Source organism: Streptomyces sp. 7R007 (assembly GCF_054850255.1).
Genome location: NZ_JBTWMV010000009.1, coordinates 37,761 through 53,083, shown reverse-complemented (window position 1 = coordinate 53,083; position 15,323 = coordinate 37,761). Strand labels below are relative to the sequence as shown.

Annotated in this window: 14 protein-coding genes; 7 read left to right on the top strand and 7 right to left on the bottom strand. The window is 74.0% G+C overall.

Annotation, left to right across the window (positions count from 1 at the left end):
- Position 1: 1 nt before the first annotated feature.
- Genes ACYF6T_RS14275 through hypE form a run of 5 tightly spaced genes read left to right on the top strand, consistent with a single transcriptional unit; the run spans position 2 to position 4,874 of the window.
- Positions 2-766 carry an NADH-quinone oxidoreductase subunit B family protein gene (locus tag ACYF6T_RS14275; RefSeq protein WP_461696429.1) on the top strand — a complete coding sequence of 255 codons (765 nt, stop codon included), beginning with the start codon at positions 2-4 and terminating at the stop codon, positions 764-766.
- On the top strand, positions 763-2,124 hold the full coding sequence (locus ACYF6T_RS14270) for a Ni/Fe hydrogenase subunit alpha (RefSeq protein WP_461696428.1): 1,362 nt from the start codon (positions 763-765) through the stop codon (positions 2,122-2,124). Before ACYF6T_RS14275 ends, ACYF6T_RS14270 begins: the two co-directional genes overlap by 4 nt.
- Positions 2,117-2,743 carry a CBS domain-containing protein gene (locus ACYF6T_RS14265; RefSeq protein ID WP_461696427.1) on the top strand — a complete coding sequence of 209 codons (627 nt, stop codon included), beginning with the start codon at positions 2,117-2,119 and terminating at the stop codon, positions 2,741-2,743. The genes ACYF6T_RS14270 and ACYF6T_RS14265 overlap by 8 nt, the downstream gene beginning before the upstream one ends.
- Positions 2,740-3,843: a hydrogenase formation protein HypD gene (gene hypD / locus ACYF6T_RS14260; RefSeq protein WP_461696426.1), complete on the top strand. Its 1,104-nt coding sequence runs from the start codon at positions 2,740-2,742 to the stop codon at positions 3,841-3,843. Before ACYF6T_RS14265 ends, hypD begins: the two co-directional genes overlap by 4 nt.
- Positions 3,840-4,874, top strand: coding sequence for a hydrogenase expression/formation protein HypE (gene hypE, locus ACYF6T_RS14255; protein ID WP_461696425.1), 1,035 nt, complete (start codon positions 3,840-3,842; stop codon positions 4,872-4,874). Before hypD ends, hypE begins: the two co-directional genes overlap by 4 nt.
- A 20-nt stretch (positions 4,875-4,894) precedes the next feature.
- Here hypE and ACYF6T_RS14250 read toward each other — a convergent pair whose 3' ends face one another.
- Positions 4,895-5,464 (bottom strand): Rv1733c family protein, encoded by a 570-nt coding sequence (locus tag ACYF6T_RS14250; protein WP_461696423.1) that lies wholly within the window; start codon positions 5,462-5,464, stop codon positions 4,895-4,897.
- Positions 5,465-5,466: 2 nt separating this feature from the next.
- Positions 5,467-6,456, bottom strand: a complete 990-nt coding sequence (locus ACYF6T_RS14245) for an Acg family FMN-binding oxidoreductase (protein WP_461696422.1) — start codon at positions 6,454-6,456, stop codon at positions 5,467-5,469.
- A gap of 249 nt (positions 6,457-6,705) precedes the next feature.
- On the opposite strand from ACYF6T_RS14245, the gene ACYF6T_RS14240 reads away from it, so the two are divergent.
- The gene (locus ACYF6T_RS14240; protein WP_461696421.1) at positions 6,706-7,686 is read left to right on the top strand and encodes a GerMN domain-containing protein; all 981 of its coding nucleotides are present in this window, start codon (positions 6,706-6,708) and stop codon (positions 7,684-7,686) included.
- A gap of 63 nt (positions 7,687-7,749) precedes the next feature.
- On the opposite strand, the gene ACYF6T_RS14235 is transcribed toward ACYF6T_RS14240, so the two are convergent.
- From ACYF6T_RS14235 to ACYF6T_RS14215, 5 genes are all read right to left on the bottom strand, one after another.
- On the bottom strand, positions 7,750-7,947 hold the full coding sequence (locus ACYF6T_RS14235) for a hypothetical protein (RefSeq protein WP_461696419.1): 198 nt from the start codon (positions 7,945-7,947) through the stop codon (positions 7,750-7,752).
- A 31-nt stretch (positions 7,948-7,978) separates the two neighbouring features.
- A complete protein-coding gene (locus ACYF6T_RS14230) occupies positions 7,979-8,488 on the bottom strand; it encodes a flavodoxin domain-containing protein (protein ID WP_461696418.1) in 510 nt (169 codons plus the stop codon).
- A 21-nt stretch (positions 8,489-8,509) separates the two neighbouring features.
- A complete protein-coding gene (locus ACYF6T_RS14225; protein ID WP_461696417.1) occupies positions 8,510-9,241 on the bottom strand; it encodes a CBS domain-containing protein in 732 nt (243 codons plus the stop codon).
- Positions 9,242-9,272: 31 nt separating this feature from the next.
- Positions 9,273-11,966, bottom strand: coding sequence for a bifunctional acetate--CoA ligase family protein/GNAT family N-acetyltransferase (locus ACYF6T_RS14220; protein WP_461696415.1), 2,694 nt, complete (start codon positions 11,964-11,966; stop codon positions 9,273-9,275).
- A 117-nt stretch (positions 11,967-12,083) separates the two neighbouring features.
- The gene (locus tag ACYF6T_RS14215) at positions 12,084-14,465 is read right to left on the bottom strand and encodes a phosphoketolase family protein (protein ID WP_461696414.1); all 2,382 of its coding nucleotides are present in this window, start codon (positions 14,463-14,465) and stop codon (positions 12,084-12,086) included.
- Between the two features lie 52 nt (positions 14,466-14,517).
- Here ACYF6T_RS14215 and ppk2 point away from each other — a divergent pair, with 52 nt between their 5' ends.
- Positions 14,518-15,321 (top strand): polyphosphate kinase 2, encoded by an 804-nt coding sequence (gene ppk2, locus ACYF6T_RS14210; RefSeq protein WP_461696413.1) that lies wholly within the window; start codon positions 14,518-14,520, stop codon positions 15,319-15,321.
- The last annotated feature ends 2 nt before the right edge of the window (positions 15,322-15,323 follow it).

Below are 15,323 nucleotides of genomic sequence, written 5' to 3'. Positions count from 1 at the left end.
GATGGCCCCGACACTCGCGGTGTTCAAGCTGGCCTCCTGTGACGGCTGCCAGCTGACGCTGCTGGACTGCGAGGACGAACTCCTGGCGCTGGCCGGGGAGGTGGAGATCGCGCACTTCCTGGAGGCGACCAGCACGGTGCTGCCGGGGCCCTACGACCTGACGCTGGTCGAGGGCTCGGTCACCACGGCCGAGGACGCCGAGCGGATCCGGTCGATCCGCGCCGCCTCCCGGCACCTGGTGACGATCGGCGCCTGCGCGACCGCCGGCGGCATCCAGGCCCTGCGCAACTTCGCGGACGTCGAGGAGTTCCGCCGTACCGTCTACGCGCACCCCGAGTACATCTCCACGCTCGCCACCTCCACCCCCGTCTCCGCCCATGTCGACGTCGACTTCGAACTGCGCGGCTGCCCGGTCGACAAGCGCCAGCTCGTCGAGGTGATCACCGCCTTCCTCGCCGGGCGCAGACCGGACGTGCCGAACCACAGCGTGTGCTTCGAGTGCAAGCGGCGCGGCACGGTCTGCGTCACCGTCGCCCACGGCACGCCCTGCCTCGGCCCGGTCACCCACGCCGGCTGCGGGGCGCTGTGCCCGGCCTACCACCGCGGCTGCTTCGGCTGCTTCGGGCCGTCCGGTTCGGTGAACCTGCCCGCGCTGATCCCGCTGCTGCGCCGCGACGGCATGGACGAGGACGCCGTGGAGCGGTTCCTGCACACCTTCAACGCCCCCGCCTTCGAGGGCGCCCTCGGCAAGGAGTCGGTCAAGTGACGCACCGCGGATCCCGTGTCCTGCACGTCGGCTCGCTCTCCCGGGTCGAGGGCGAGGGCGCGCTGAGCCTGCACGTGCACGACGGCACGGTCACCGACGCGCGGCTGGAGATCTACGAACCGCCGCGCTTCTTCGAGGCGTTCCTGCGCGGCCGCTCCTACACCGAGCCGCCCGACATCACCGCCCGGGTGTGCGGGATCTGCCCGGTGGCGTACCAGATGAGCGCCTGCGCGGCGATCGAGGACGCGTGCGGGGTCGAGGTCGATCCGCAGATCCGCGCGCTGCGCCGGCTGCTGTACTGCGGCGAGTGGATCGAGAGCCAGGTCCTGCACATCTACCTGCTGCACGCACCGGACTTCCTGGGCCGCCCCAGCGCCATCGACCTGGCCCGCACCCACCGGGCCGAGGTCGAGCGCGGTCTCAGGCTCAAGAAGGCCGGCAACGACCTGATGGAGCTGGTCGGCGGCCGGGCCGTGCACCCGGTCAACGTCCGCCTCGGCGGCTTCCACCGGGCGCCCACCCGTGCGGAGTTGCGGCCGCTGGCCGAGCAGCTGAAGCGGGCGCTGGACGACGCCTGGGCCACCGTGCGCTGGGTGGCGGGCTTCGAGTTCCCCGACGCCCGTACCGACGCCGCCCTGCTGGCGCTGTCCGAGCCGGACACCTACGCCATCGAGGGCGGCACCCCGACCGTCCTGTGGCCCGGCGGCTCCGCCAGTTCCTTCCCCGTCGCGGACTTCACCGACCACGTCGCCGAGACCCATGTGCCGCACTCCACCGCACTCCACTCCCGCCTCGACGGGCGTCTGCACCTGACCGGCTCGCTGGCCCGGTTCGCCGTCGGCGGCGCCCGGCTGTCGCCGACGGCCCGGCAGGCCGCCGTGGAGGCGGGACTGGGCGATCCGCGTGAGGGCGCGGTGTGCCGCAACCCGTTCCGGTCCATCCTCGTGCGCGCCGTGGAGTCGGTGTACGCCGTCGAGGAGGCGCTGCGGATCATCGGCGAGTACGAGCCGCCCGCCCGCCCCTACACCGACGTGCCGCCCGTCGCGGCCGTCGGGCACGGCGCCACCGAGGCACCGCGCGGGGTGCTGTACCACCGCTACGAGATCGACGCCGACGGCCTCGTGACCAGCGCGCTGCTGGTGCCGCCCACCGCGCAGAACCAGGGCGCGATCGAGGACGACCTGCGCCGCCTGGCGCAGCGGGCGATCGGCGAGGACGACCTCGACGACGCCGGGCTGACGGCGCTGTGCGAGCGGGCGATCCGCAACCACGACCCGTGCATCTCGTGCTCCACCCACTTCCTCGACCTGAGGATCGTCCGTACCGCCTCGGCACCCACGGGAGGCCGCGATGTCTGAATCCCCGTACACCGTCAGCGACGTGATGACGCAGACCGTCGTCGCCGTCGGCAGCGAGGCGAGTTTCAAGGAGATCGTCGAGCTGCTCGACCAGTGGAAGGTCAGCGCCCTGCCGGTGCTGGCCGGGGAGGGCCGGGTCGTCGGGGTGGTCTCCGAGGCCGACCTGCTGCTGAAGGAGGAGTTGCGGGACGTCGAGGAGATCGAGGGCGGTGTCGTGGAACGCGCCAAGGCGGGCGCGGTGACCGCGGGCGAGCTGATGAGCACCCCGGCCGTGACCGTGCACGCCGACGCCTCGCTCGCCGAGGCGGCCCGCATCATGGCCCGCCGGCAGGTCAAGCGGCTGCCCGTGGTGGACTCCGTCGGCATGCTGCAGGGCGTCGTCAGCCGCGGCGACCTGCTGAAGGTCTTCCTGCGCGGGGACGAGGAGATCGCCGAGGAGATCCGGCACACCGTGCTGGGCCGCCTGCCGGTCACCACGCGGCTGACGGTGAGCGTCGCCGACGGCGTGGTCACCCTGGGCGGCACCCTGGCCGACCGCAGCCTCGTGCCCGTCGTGGCCCGCGCGGTGCGCGCCGTGGAGGGGGTCGTGGACGTCCGTCCCGACCTGGCGCCCCGATGAAGTACCTCGACGAGTACCGCGACCCCGTGCTCGCCCGGCGCCTGCTGGAGGAGCTGCGGCGGACCGCCACGCGTCCCTGGCGGATCATGGAGGTGTGCGGCGGCCAGACCCACACCCTCGTCCGCCAGGGCATTGACGAACTGCTGCCCGCCGGGATGCGGATGATCCACGGCCCGGGCTGCCCGGTCTGCGTCACCCCGCTGGAGACCCTGGACCGGGCCATGGCCATCGCCGCCCGGCCCGGCGTGCTCTTCACCAGCTTCGGCGACATGCTGCGCGTGCCCGGCTCCGAAACCGACCTGCTGTCGCTGCGGGCGCGCGGCGCCGACGTCCGGGTGGTGTACGCCCCCATGGACGCCGTACGCCTGGCCGCCGCCCACCCCGACCGGGAGGTCGTCTTCCTCGCCGTCGGCTTCGAGACGACCGCGCCCGCCAACGCCACGGCCGTCCTGCACGCCGCCCGGCTCGGACTGGCCAACTTCTCGATGCTGGTCAGCCATGTCCTGGTCCCGCCCGCCATGACGGCGCTGCTGGAGGACCCCGACTGCGAGGTGCAGGCGTTCCTGGCCGCCGGGCACGTGTGCGCGGTGATGGGCTGGCGCGAGTACGAACCCATCGCCGCCCGCTACCGGGTGCCCGTCGTGGTCACCGGCTTCGAGCCGCTGGACCTGCTGGAGGGCGTGCTGATGGCGGTACGGCAGCTGGAGTCGGGCCGGTCCGAGGTGGAGAACCAGTACGTGCGGGCCGTACGGCGCTCGGGCAACACCGACGCCCAGGAGGCGGTCCGCGAGGTCTTCCGGGTCACCGACCGGGCCTGGCGGGGCATCGGGGCGCTGCCCGACAGCGGGCTCGAACTCGCCGCCGCCTACGCGCGATTCGACGCGGCCCGCCGGTTCGACGTGGACGGACTGCGTCCCGTCGAGGACCCCGAGTGCATCGCGGGCGCCATCCTGACCGGCGCCCGGCTGCCCACCGACTGCGCCGCGTACGGCACCCGCTGCACGCCCCGCCACCCCCTCGGCGCGCCCATGGTGTCGTCGGAGGGCACCTGCGCCGCCTTCCACGCGGCCGGACGCACGCCCACCAGGAGCACGGCATGACGATCGACTGCCCCACCCCCCGCCACGAGGACGAGGTCGTCCTGCTGGGTCACGGCGCCGGCGGCCGGCTCACCGCCGAGCTGCTGGACCGGCTGATCCTGCCCGCGGTCGACGAGGCCGGGGGGCCGCTGGAGGACGCGGCGCTGCTGCCGGGCCGGCCGGACCTGGTGATGAGCACCGACAGCTTCGTCGTCAGCCCGCTGTTCTTCCCCGGCGGGGACATCGGCTGCCTCGCCGTCCACGGCACCGTCAACGACCTCGCCATGCGGGGCGCGTGGCCGCTCGCCCTGTCGGTGTCGCTGATCATCGAGGAGGGGCTGCCGCTGGCCGAACTGCGGGCCGTGGTGGCGTCGTTGGGCAAGGCCGCCAAGGAGGCGGGCGTGCCCGTGATCACCGGTGACACGAAGGTGGTGGGCCGGGGCGCGGCCGACCGGCTGTTCGTCAACACCACCGGGGTCGGGCAGCGGCGGGCCCTGCTGCACCCGTCGGCGGCCGCGGCCCGCGCCGGGGACGCGGTGCTGCTGTCGGGGCCGATCGGGCTGCACGGCACGACCGTGCTCAGCACCCGGGAAGGGCTCGGCTTCGAGGGCGACATCGCCTCCGACACCCGGCCGCTGCACCGGCTCGTGCACGCGCTGGCGCCCGTCGGTCCCGCCGTGCACGCCCTGCGCGATCCCACCCGGGGCGGGCTCGCCGCCGCGCTCAACGAGATCGCCCGTGACTCGGGCGTCGCCGTCGAGATCGAGGAGAGCGCCGTGCCGGTGCCCGAGGCGGTGGCCTCCGCCTGCGACCTGCTCGGCCTCGATCCGCTGGTCGTCGCCAACGAGGGCTGTCTGGTCGCCTTCGTCGACGCGGACGCGGCCGAGGAGGCCCTGGCGCTGATGCGGTCGGTGCCGGAGGGCACGCAGGCGGTGCGGATCGGCGAGGTACTGCCCGACGGCCCGCAGGGACGCGTGGCCCTGCGCACCCTGGTGGGCGCACGGCGCGTGGTGGAACTGCCGCTCGGGGAGCAGCTGCCGCGGATCTGCTGACCCGCGCGAGCCGCCCGGGATCAGCCCGTCTTGCCTCGCCAGCCCGGACTGACCAGCGCCCACTCCGTGTCCCACGCGGCCAGGCGCCGCCGCTCCAGCAGGGAGCACACGCCCCAGCCGGCGAGCAGGACGACGGAGCCCGCGCTCACGGCGGCCACCGTGCCCAGCACCAGGCTCTGCATCTGCGCCTGTCCGGCGGAGGCGGGCTGCGGGACCAGCCGCCCCTGACGGTCCAGCCAGACCCGGGTGGTGCTGCCGGCCCTGCCGCCCGCGTCGACGCGCGCGACGCCCGTCCGGGTCGTCCCGTCGGGCAGGGTCCAGCGCACGCGGGCCCAGGCCCGGTCGCCGCCGTCGCCGTCGACCGAGGAGGTGGTGCGCTGCGCGTCCTGCGTCAGCACGGCCGGCACGGCGTGCCGCTGGGAGCGCAGCGCGTCGGAGCTGTGCTGCACGGTGCGCGCCGTCAGCACACCGGCGACGACCGCCGCCGCCAGTGCCAGGAGCCAGGCGGCCGGCAGCAGCCAGGCCTCCACGAGGTAACTGGTGCGCCTGAGCGGACTGCGGCGCAGCCGCCACCACCGGGTCGCCGTCATCGTCACCACCTCGCCAGGGCGCCGTCGCCGGCGAGCGTGTCGACGGTGGGCCGACGGGGCGCGGTCCACAGCTGCGTGGGACGGCCGAACCGCAGCACCAGCTGCGGATGATGTCCGGCGGTCAGCCGCCGCCGCAACTCCGCGCGCAGGCCGGGCAGTTCGAGGGGCTGGGTGTGGAAGGCGGCCATCACCTGCCGGGCGGCCGCCCCCAGCAGCACGCGCTGCAGGGCCTGCCCCGCCCGCAGCCAGTCCTGGCGGCCGTCGTGCGAGGTGGACAGGATGGCGACGGTGCCGGTGCCCACGCCGCGGCTGCGGGCCGGGACGACGTAGCGGTGGGAGAGGTAGAGGTAGTCCCGGCCGGCCAGGAGCGTGCGGTCCGGGTGGCAGCGGCAGGCCTCGACGGGCACGCCGGCCGGCCCGACCCGCCGGGCCACCTCGGCGGCGTGCGCCGGGTCCGCGCGGTGGGTGTCCTCGGCGACGCGCACCAGGTCGGCCAGGAACAGCAGCTCCTCCGGCTCGTCCACGACCTGGAGGACCGCGCCCTCGGCCCGGGCGTGCGCGCGCAGGTCGTCGAGCAGGGACTCCGGCAGCGCCTCGGAGGCGAAGGGCCCGCGGTGGGTGTGCCGCAGCGTCAGCGCGCCGGCCAGCTCCTCCTCGTCGGGTGTGGCGCAGGCGTGGGCGGCGAAGCCGACGTGCGCCAGGTAGGAGGGGTCGCCCGGCTGGGGCAGCAGGTCGACGGCGGGCTTGAAGCCGAGGTTGCGCACGGCGATGCGGGCGTTGAACAGGGCGGCCCCGCAGGCGATGACCATCTGCCGGCCGCCGGGGTCGGTCAGGATCATCCGCCGGCCGCCGTCGGCGTGCACCTCGAAGCCGTGGTCGCGGCCCTCCCCGACGAAGAACCAGGGCTGGCTGTTGTGCGGCGAGGGCGCCAGGGAGGCGGCGCGGGCCAGGTGAACGGCGGCGTGGCCGGGTTGCTCGTACGACATCGACATGGTGATCCCGCCTTTCCCGAACCGTCCACCCTTCGTGAACCGTCCACCCCCAGGGTCCCGTTGTGCCACCCGCCCCGGCATGGGCCGACGGTCCCGCCACCCGGCCTGTGCGACCCCCTCGGCGGCCCGGCACCCGGGCGGGCCCGCGGGGGACGGGGGTGTCCGGCCGTTCGGCCCCACGGGGGAGCCGTCCGGCCCTGGGGGCAGCGGGCGCCGAGCGGTTCGCTGGAAGTGTCGGAGGAGGATGCCATGTTCAGCGAAACACCGTCCGCCTGCCGCGCCCGCCGCCGCTCCAGCCTCGTCACGGCGGCGCTGGCGCTCCCCCTGCTCACGGTCGCCGCCTGCGGCACGGGCACGTCCGGCACGGGCACGTCCGGCACGGTCGGCGGCTCGCCGTCGGCCCCCGCGGACACGAGCACGCCGGGCGGCACCTCGGGCGGCACCTCGGGTGCCCCGAAGACGTCCGCGTCCCCCGGGACGACGGCGCCGAAGCCCTCGACCGGCGGCACGGCCGCCAGGAAGGTCCGTACGGCGGTGTACTTCCTGCACGGTGAGAAGGTCTCGGCCGCCCCCCGCACCGTGACCGCGCCCGCCACCGCGAGCGCGGCGGTCCGCGCCCTGCTCGCCGGCCCCAGCCGCTTCGAGGGGCACCACGCCCGCACCACCGCCATCCCCTCCGGCACCGAGCTGCGCTCGGTCGCCGTGCGCGACCACGTCGCGACGGTCGACCTGTCCGGCCGCTACGACGACGGGGGCGGCAGCCTGTCGATGCGGGCCCGACTGGCCCAGGTCGTGTTCACCCTCACCCGCTTCCCGAGCGTGCACAAGGTGGCCTTCGAGATCGAGGGCAAGCCCGTGACGTCCTTCGGTCCCGAGGGCATCGTCCTCAACGGACCGGTCGGGCGCGGGGACTTCGAGGACGTGTGCCCGGCCGTCCTGGTCGAGTCGCCGCTGATCGGCGACACGGCGCGCACCCCGCTGCGGGTGTGGGGCAGCGCGAACACCTTCGAGGCCGAGTTCCGGCTGAAGATCACCGACGCCGCCCGGCACACCGCGGCCGACGTCCTGGTCAGGGCGACCTCCGGCACCGGGACCCGGGGCACCTTCGACGTCACCGTTCCCTACCGCGCCGCCCGCGGCGGGGCCGGCCTGCTCACGGCGTACTTCGTGTCCATGGAGGACGGCCGGCCGGTGACCGTCGACACCGTGCCGCTGACCGTGCACCGGTGAGCGCGGCACGCGAGGGCCCCGGCGCGGCATCCGCGCCGGGGCCGGGTCCGCCGCCGGCCTCGCTCAGGCCTTCGTGACGGGGTGCCGGTGGGCCAGGCGCCGGGCCAGCAGCACGAGTGTCACGACGACCGGGACCACCAGCGGGACCAGGGGCAGGCCGACGATCGAGGCGACCAGCCCGACGCACAGCACGGCCAGGATCCCGGCGAGCAGGTACAGCGCCGACTCGGCCGTGACCACGGGAATCTGACGGGCGTTCATGACGCGCCTCCCTCACGGAGGTTGGTTCTCCTCAGGTCCTCTCGCGCTCCTTGATCAAGGTGTCGGCGATCCCTGCCGCCCACGCCTCGATCGCGGGGAAGTCGCGGAAGTCCCCGCCCTTTCCGTTGCGGACGATCGCCTGCGCGATGCGTCCCTTGGCGCCCTCCTGCAGACAGCCGCCGAAGGTGGCGTGCTCCCGGGCGTCCAGCCGGGTCACGGCCCGGCGCACGTACGCCACGGGCGGGATGTCCCGGTCGGTGGCCGAGGCGTCCAGCGGGCCGCTGCTGAACAGCCACAGCGGCCGGTCGGCCAGGGCCCGGCGGTGCCGGCGCAGGAAGCGGCGGGCGTCCCGGTGCCAGCGTGCGGCGTACAGGGCGCCGCCGACCACGACGGCGTCGTACGGTGTCACGTCCCCGGCCGTCGCGGCGGACGCCGTGTCGGCGGTGAGCCCCTCCTTGCGCAGGACCTCGGCCACCACCTCGGCGATCTCGGCGGTCGATCCGTTCGTCGATCCGTAGGCGACCAGCACCCGTGCGGGCATGGCGGTCCGCCTCCTCTCACCTCACAGTTTGCGCAGCCAGTCGTCGGCGACGCCCTCGAAGGGCGGCTCCTCGGGCCGGATGTGCGCGTCGTCCAGCCGGTAGGTCAGCTTGTCCACGACGGCGACCACGCCGTCGATCTGACGGGTCATGGAAACGGCGATCTCCGTCTCGCTCTTGCGCTCCATGTGCCCGGACAGCGTCACCACGCCCTCCACGACGGAGACGTCGACGCTGCGCGGGGACAGCCACAGGGCGCGGACCAGGACCTCGTCGACGACCTCGGCACGGATGTCGGCGTCCGGCCGCAGGAAGACCTGGAGCAGGTCGCGGCGGGTGACGATGCCGACCAGGCGCTGTTCCTCGTCCAGCACGGGCAGCCGCTCGACCCGGTGACCGGCCATGGTCCGGGCCGCCTCCACGATGGTGTCGTCGGCGTGCACGGTGACCGGCGGTTCGGTCATCAGCTGGCCGGCGGTGCGGGCCCGGCCCTTGGCGGTGCGGACGCGGCCCTCGTGGGTCAGGTCGGCGAGCCGGAAGCGCTTCTTCGGCTCGTAGGGGTCCGGGGCGTCGGCCTGGCGGATCAGCAGGTCGGTCTCGGAGATGACGCCGATGACCTTCTCGTCGTCGTCCACCACCGGCAGTCCGCTGATGCGGTGCTCGCCGAGCAGCCGGGCCACTTCCTTGAAGGGCGTTCCGTACTCGGCGCGCACGACCTCCGTGGTCATCACGGAGCCGACCTTGTTGTGCTTCATGGTTCCTCCTCCTCGGGCGGGCTCGGCAGGCTCAACGCAGCCGGCGCAGATACGGGTCCTGGGGCCTGCGGGGCAGCAGGCGTACACGGGCGTCGAGCACACGGACTCCGCCCGGCGAGGCGAGGACGGGGTTGAAGTCCGCCTCGGCCAGCTGCGGCAGGTCGCCCGCCATGCGGGACAGCCGCAGCAGGAGCTGTTCGAGGGCTTCGAGGTCGACGGGCCGGGCGCCGTGCGCGCCGAACAGCAGCGGGGCGCAGCGCGGGGCGGTGATCAGGTCGTGGACGTCGTGGTCGGTGAGCGGGGCGAGCCGGGCCGCGTGGTCGGCCAGCACCTCGGTCGCCGTGCCGCCGAGGCCGAACAGGACGAGCGGTCCGAAGACCTCGTCCTGGACGACACCGGTGAACAGCTCGGTGCCGCGGTCGGCGAGCGGCTGCAACACCACGCCGGTCAGCAGGCCGGCGAAGCGGGTTTCCAGGTCGCGGAAGGCGGCCCGGACCTGGAAGTCGCCGCGCAGGTCGAGGTGGACCGCGTGCTCGGCGGTCTTGTGCAGCAGGCCGGGCCAGTACCCCTTCATGACCACCCGGCCGTCGGCGCCGCGCATCCGGTCGGCGGCGAGGACCGCGTCGTCCTCGGTCTCGGCCCAGGCCCACGGGGACTGCGGAACGCCGTAGCAGTCGAGGAGTTCGGCGCACTCGCGCGGGGCGAGCCAGCCTCCGTCGGGATGGGTGTCGAGGTAGGTCTCCACGACCGTGTGGGCGCGTTCGGTGTCGATGCCGTCGAGGTCGGGGACGGTGCCGGCGGGGCGGGCGAGCCAGGCGGCACGGCGCGCGGCGTGCGCCAACGCCCGTGCGGCGGCCTGGGGTTCCGCGTAGGCGGGCACGGTGCCGCCGGCGGTGGTGGGCAACAGCTCGACCGGCAGGGCCTGTTCGAGCCGTATGGCGGCCACCGGCTTGGGCCGGTGGGTGCCGGGGGCGGTCAGGGCGCGCACGAGGTCGTCGCCGGTCGCGGCGGCCACCGCCGTGGGGACGAGGGCCACCAGGACGGCGTCGATGCCGCCGTGCCGCATGATCCGGTCCACGCAGTCGGTGAGCTGCGCCTCGGAGACGGCGGCGGTGGCGTCGACGGGATTGCCGACGGCGGCGCCCTCGGGCAGCACGGCGAGCAGGTCGTCGATCAGGTCCGGGGTGGGCGCGGGCAGGCTCAGGCCGGCCTCGGCGCAGGCGTCGGCGGCGAGCACGCCGGCGCCGCCCGCGTTGGTGACGATGGCGACGCGGGGGCCGGCGGGCAGCGGCTGGGAGTGCATGAGGGCGGCGGCTTCGAGGAGTTCGCCGCAGGAGCGGGTGGCGGTGATGCCGGCCTGGGTGAACAGGGCGCCGCGGGTCATGGTGCGGGTGGCGGCGGCCGCGGTGTGCGAGGCGGCGGCGCGCCGGCCGGCGTCGGTGCGTCCGGCGTCGACGGTGAGCACTGGCATGCGGCGGGTGACGCGGCGGGCGGTGCGGGAGAAGGCGCGCGGGTTGCCGAAGGACTCCAGGTGCAGCAGGGCCAGGTCGGTGCGGCCGTCGCTCTCCCACCACTGGAGCATGTCGTTGCCGCTGACGTCGAACTTGTCGCCGAGGGAGGTGAAGGTGGAGACGCCGATGCCGAGCCGGGACAGTCCGTCGAGCAGGGCGATGCCCACTCCCCCGGACTGCACGGCGACGCCCGCGGTGCCGGGGCGGGGGTGGTCGGCGGCGAAGGTGGCGTCCAGGCGCAGTTGCGGGTCGGTGTTGGTGACGCCGAGGCAGTTGGGGCCCACGAGCCGCATGCCGTAGGTGCGGCAGGACGCCAGCAGGGCCTCGGCCTGGTCGGCGTCGAGCCCGGCGGTGACGACGAGCAGGGCCCGTACGCCCGCCTTGCCGCACTCCTCGGCGGTCTCGGGGACCGCGCCGGCCGGTACGGCGAGGACGGCGAGGTCGGGGGTCCTGGGCAGGGCGGCGACCGACGGGTAGGACGGCACGCCGAGGATGGCGGTGGCGGCGGGGTTCACGGCGAACAGGCGGCCGGTGTAGCCGCCGGCGTGCAGGTGGTGCAGGACGGCCCGGCCCACCGAGCCGGGCTTGCGGCCGGCGCCGACCACGGCGACCGTCCTGGGGCGCAGCAGCGGCCGCAGGCTGGCGACGTCGGCGGCCCGGCCGCGTTCTTCGACGGCGGTGAGGTAGTTGTCGCCGGTGTCGAGGGCGATGGTGCAGCGCACCTCGGGGCCCTCGAAGCGGCGGGCGGTGCGCAGGCCCAGGTCGGCGAAGAGGCGCAGCACCTCGTGGTTCTCGGCCAGCGCGTCCGCGGTGAAGGCGGTGACGCCCTCGGCGCGGGCGGCGGAGACCAGGTGCTCGACCAGGAGGGTGCCGACGCCCCGGTGGTGCAGGGAGTCGGCGACGGCGATGGAGATCTCCGCTTCCTGCCCGGCGCCCGCGGTGTCGTACTCGGCGAGGCCGACGATCCGTGCCTGCGTCTCGGCCACCAGGGCCCGGTAGCCGGGGTGCGGCCTGGCGCAGGCCCGGTCGGCGGCCATCTCGGCGGAGCGCCGGCTGGCGCCGAAGAACCTCAGCCGCAGGTTCTCCGGGGACATCTCCTCGTAGAAGCCCTGCAACTGGTCGTGGTCGGACGGTCGCACCTCGCGGATGCACACCGTGGTGCCGTCCGCGAGCAGCGCGTGGACCGTGGGCCTGCTGAGCGCGTCGTGCGTCATCGCGGATCCCTCCAGGTCTGTCGACAATTAGAGGGTCCAGCGCCCGAGGCCGCGCTCCCATGGGCTGTCCGGGGTGGATCGGGGGCCGGTCGGCCCCCGGTCCGGGGCTGCCCGGTCTCAGGCGTTCCAGGTCCACTCCGCGACCTCGGGCAGGTCGGTGCCGTGCTCGCGGATCCAGGCGTCGTGGCGGGTGCGGGCGTCGGCCATCTGCTGGCGTACGGCCGCGGCGCGCACGGCGAGGCCGGGGACGCGGTCGATGACGTCCATGACCAGCCGGTAGCGGTCCATGTCGTTGCGGACGACCATGTCGAACGGCGTGGTCGTGGTGCCGGCCTCCTTGTAGCCGCGCACGTGCAGGTTGCGGTGGCCGGTGCGGCGGTAGGCGAGCCGGTGGATCAGCCACGGGTAGCCGTGGTAGGCGAAGATCACCGGCTTGTCGGCGGTGAACAGGCCGTCGTACTCGAAGTCGCTCATGCCGTGCGGGTGCTCCTCGCGCGGCAGCAGCCGGGCGATGTCGACCACGTTGACCACGCGGACGGCGAGGTCGGGCAGGTGGCGGCGGAGCAGCTGGGCGGCGGCCAGCACCTCCTGGGTGGGCACGTCGCCCGCGCAGGCCAGCACGACGTCGGGTTCGCCGCCGTTCTCGGTGCCCGCCCACTCCCAGATGCCGGCGCCGCGGGCGCAGTGGACCTTGGCCTGCTCCATGGACAGCCAGTCGAAGCAGGGCTGCTTGCCGGCCACGACGACGTTGACGTAGTCGCGGCTGCGCAGCGCGTGGTCGGCCACCGACAGCAGGGTGTTGGCGTCCGGCGGCAGATACACCCGTACGACCTCGGGGCTCTTGTTGAGGACGTGGTCGACGAAGCCGGGGTCCTGGTGCGAGAAGCCGTTGTGGTCCTGGCGCCACACGTGCGAGGTGAGCAGGTAGTTGAGGGAGGCGATGGGGGCCCGCCAGGGCAGCCGCCGGGAGGTCCGCAGCCACTTGATGTGCTGGTTGACCATGGAGTCGACGATGTGCACGAACGCCTCGTAGGAGGAGAACAGTCCGTGCCGTCCGGTCAGCAGGTAGCCCTCCAGCCAGCCCTGGCAGGTGTGTTCGGACAGGATCTCCAGCACACGGCCGTGCCGGTCGAGGTGTTCGTCGACGGGCAGGGTGCGGTCCTGCCAGGCCTTGCCGCTGGCGTCGAAGACGGCCTGGAGCCGGTTGGAGGCGGTCTCGTCGGGGCCGACGAGGCGGAAGTCGCGGCGGGCCGAGGTGTCCGTCATGACCTCGGCGAGCAGGTCGCCGAGGACCCGGGTGGGCTCGTGCAGGGTGGCGCCCGGCTTGTCGACGGGGACCGCGTAGCGCTCCAGGGGCGGCACGGGCAGGTCGCGCAGCAGCAGCCCGCCGTTGGCGTGCGGGGTGGCGCCCAGGCGCCGCGGGCCGTCGGGGACGCAGGCGAGGACGCCGGCGACCGGCCGGCCCCCGGCGTCGAACAGCTCCTCGGGGCGGTAGGAGCGCAGCCACTGCTCCAACTGCCGCAGGTGCTCGGGGTTTTCACGGACGCCGGCCAGCGGGACCTGGTGGGCGCGCCAGGTGCCCTCGACCGGCAGGCCGTCGACCTCGGCGGGTCCGGTCCACCCCTTGGGGGTGCGCAGGACGAGGACGGGCCAGCGCGGGCGTTCGGTCACGCCGTCCTCGCGGGCCGTGCGCTGCAGCAGGGCGATGCGGTCCAGCGCCTCGTCGAGGGCGTGGGCCATCGCGCGGTGGACGGTGGCCGGGTCGTCGCCGGTGACGTGGATCGGGGCGTGGCCGTAGCCGCGCAGCAGCTCGTCGAGCTCGTGCTCGGGCAGCCGGGACAGCACGGTCGGGTTGGCGATCTTGTAGCCGTTGAGGTGCAGGATCGGCAGGACGGCGCCGTCGCGCACCGGGTCGAGGAACTTGTTGGAGTGCCAGGAGGCGGCCAGCGGGCCGGTCTCCGCCTCGCCGTCGCCGATCACGCAGGCGACCACCAGGCCGGGGTTGTCGAAGGCGGCGCCGTACGCGTGGGACAGCGAGTAGCCGAGCTCACCGCCCTCGTGGATGGACCCCGGCGTCTCGGGCGCCACGTGGCTGGGCACCCCGCCGGGGAAGGAGAACTGCCGGAACAGCCGCTCCATGCCCTCCTCGTCCCGGGTGACGTCGGGGTAGGTCTCGCTGTAGGTGCCCTCCAGCCAGGAGTTGGCCAGCACGGACGGGCCGCCGTGGCCGGGCCCCCAGATGGCCAGGGCGTCCAGGCCGCGGGCCCTGATGACCCGGTTCAGGTGCGTGTACACCAGGTTCAGGCCGGGCGAGGTGCCCCAGTGGCCGAGCAGCCGCGGCTTGATGTGCTCCGCCCGCAGAGGCTCGCGCAGCAGCGGGTTGGCGAGCAGGTAGATCTGCCCGGCGGCCAGGTAGTTGGCGGCCCGCCAGTGGGCGTCCAGGGTGCGCAGTTCCTCGTCGGAAAGTACGGTGGCGTCCTGGTGTTCGACCTTCTGCATGAGTGACTCCGTGGGTCGGTGACCGAGTGGGTCGTCGAGGGGAAGAGGCGGCATGGCCGGCAAGAAGGCGGCGACGCTGCCGCGCAAGACGTACGAGAAGGAACTGCTCCGTCTGCAGACGGAGTTGGTGAAGCTTCAGGAATGGGTGCGCGCGGAGGGCGCACGGCTGGTCGTCGTCTTCGAGGGTCGGGACGCGGCGGGCAAGGGCGGCACCATCAAGCGTGTCGCGGAACATCTCAATCCGCGAGTCGCCCGGATCGCCGCACTGCCGAAACCGACCGAGCGCGAGCGCACCCAGTGGTACTTCCAGCGGTACGTCGAGCATCTGCCGGCCGCCGGGGAGATCGTGCTGTTCGACCGGTCCTGGTACAACCGGGCGGGCGTGGAGCACGTGATGGGTTTCTGCACCAAGGAGGAGTACCAGCTCTTCCTCAGGCAATGTCCGCTGTTCGAGCGGATGCTGGTGGAGGACGGGATCCTGCTGCGCAAGTACTGGTTCTCGGTCAGCGACCGCGAGCAGCAGGAACGCTTCCGGCGCCGCCTGGAGGATCCGCTGCGGCGCTGGAAGCTGTCGCCGATGGACCTGGAGTCGATCACCCGCTGGGAGGCGTACTCCCGGGCCAAGGACGAGATGCTGGTGCACACCGACATCAGGGAGGCCCCGTGGTACGTCGTGGAGAGCGACGACAAGCGGCGCGCCCGGCTGAACATGATCGCCCACCTGCTGGGCTCCCTGCCCTACCACGACGTGCCGCCGCCGGTGCTGGAGCTGCCGCAGCGCCCGGAATCGACCGGTTACGTGCGCTCGCCGCGTGATCTGCAGACCTACGTCCCCGATCACGCGGCGAGCCTGTAACG

Coding starts and splice junctions, on each gene's coding strand:
- ACYF6T_RS14250 (WP_461696423.1), bottom strand. CDS start 5,464: ATGACGGCGACCCGGTGGTGGCGGCTGCGCCGCAGTCCGCTCAGGCGC.
- ACYF6T_RS14275 (WP_461696429.1), top strand. CDS start 2: ATGGCCCCGACACTCGCGGTGTTCAAGCTGGCCTCCTGTGACGGCTGC.
- ACYF6T_RS14245 (WP_461696422.1), bottom strand. CDS start 6,456: ATGTCGATGTCGTACGAGCAACCCGGCCACGCCGCCGTTCACCTGGCC.
- ACYF6T_RS14215 (WP_461696414.1), bottom strand. CDS start 14,465: ATGCAGAAGGTCGAACACCAGGACGCCACCGTACTTTCCGACGAGGAA.
- hypD (WP_461696426.1), top strand. CDS start 2,740: ATGAAGTACCTCGACGAGTACCGCGACCCCGTGCTCGCCCGGCGCCTG.
- hypE (WP_461696425.1), top strand. CDS start 3,840: ATGACGATCGACTGCCCCACCCCCCGCCACGAGGACGAGGTCGTCCTG.
- ACYF6T_RS14220 (WP_461696415.1), bottom strand. CDS start 11,966: ATGACGCACGACGCGCTCAGCAGGCCCACGGTCCACGCGCTGCTCGCG.
- ppk2 (WP_461696413.1), top strand. CDS start 14,518: ATGGCCGGCAAGAAGGCGGCGACGCTGCCGCGCAAGACGTACGAGAAG.
- ACYF6T_RS14225 (WP_461696417.1), bottom strand. CDS start 9,241: ATGAAGCACAACAAGGTCGGCTCCGTGATGACCACGGAGGTCGTGCGC.
- ACYF6T_RS14235 (WP_461696419.1), bottom strand. CDS start 7,947: ATGAACGCCCGTCAGATTCCCGTGGTCACGGCCGAGTCGGCGCTGTAC.
- ACYF6T_RS14230 (WP_461696418.1), bottom strand. CDS start 8,488: ATGCCCGCACGGGTGCTGGTCGCCTACGGATCGACGAACGGATCGACC.
- ACYF6T_RS14240 (WP_461696421.1), top strand. CDS start 6,706: ATGTTCAGCGAAACACCGTCCGCCTGCCGCGCCCGCCGCCGCTCCAGC.
- ACYF6T_RS14265 (WP_461696427.1), top strand. CDS start 2,117: ATGTCTGAATCCCCGTACACCGTCAGCGACGTGATGACGCAGACCGTC.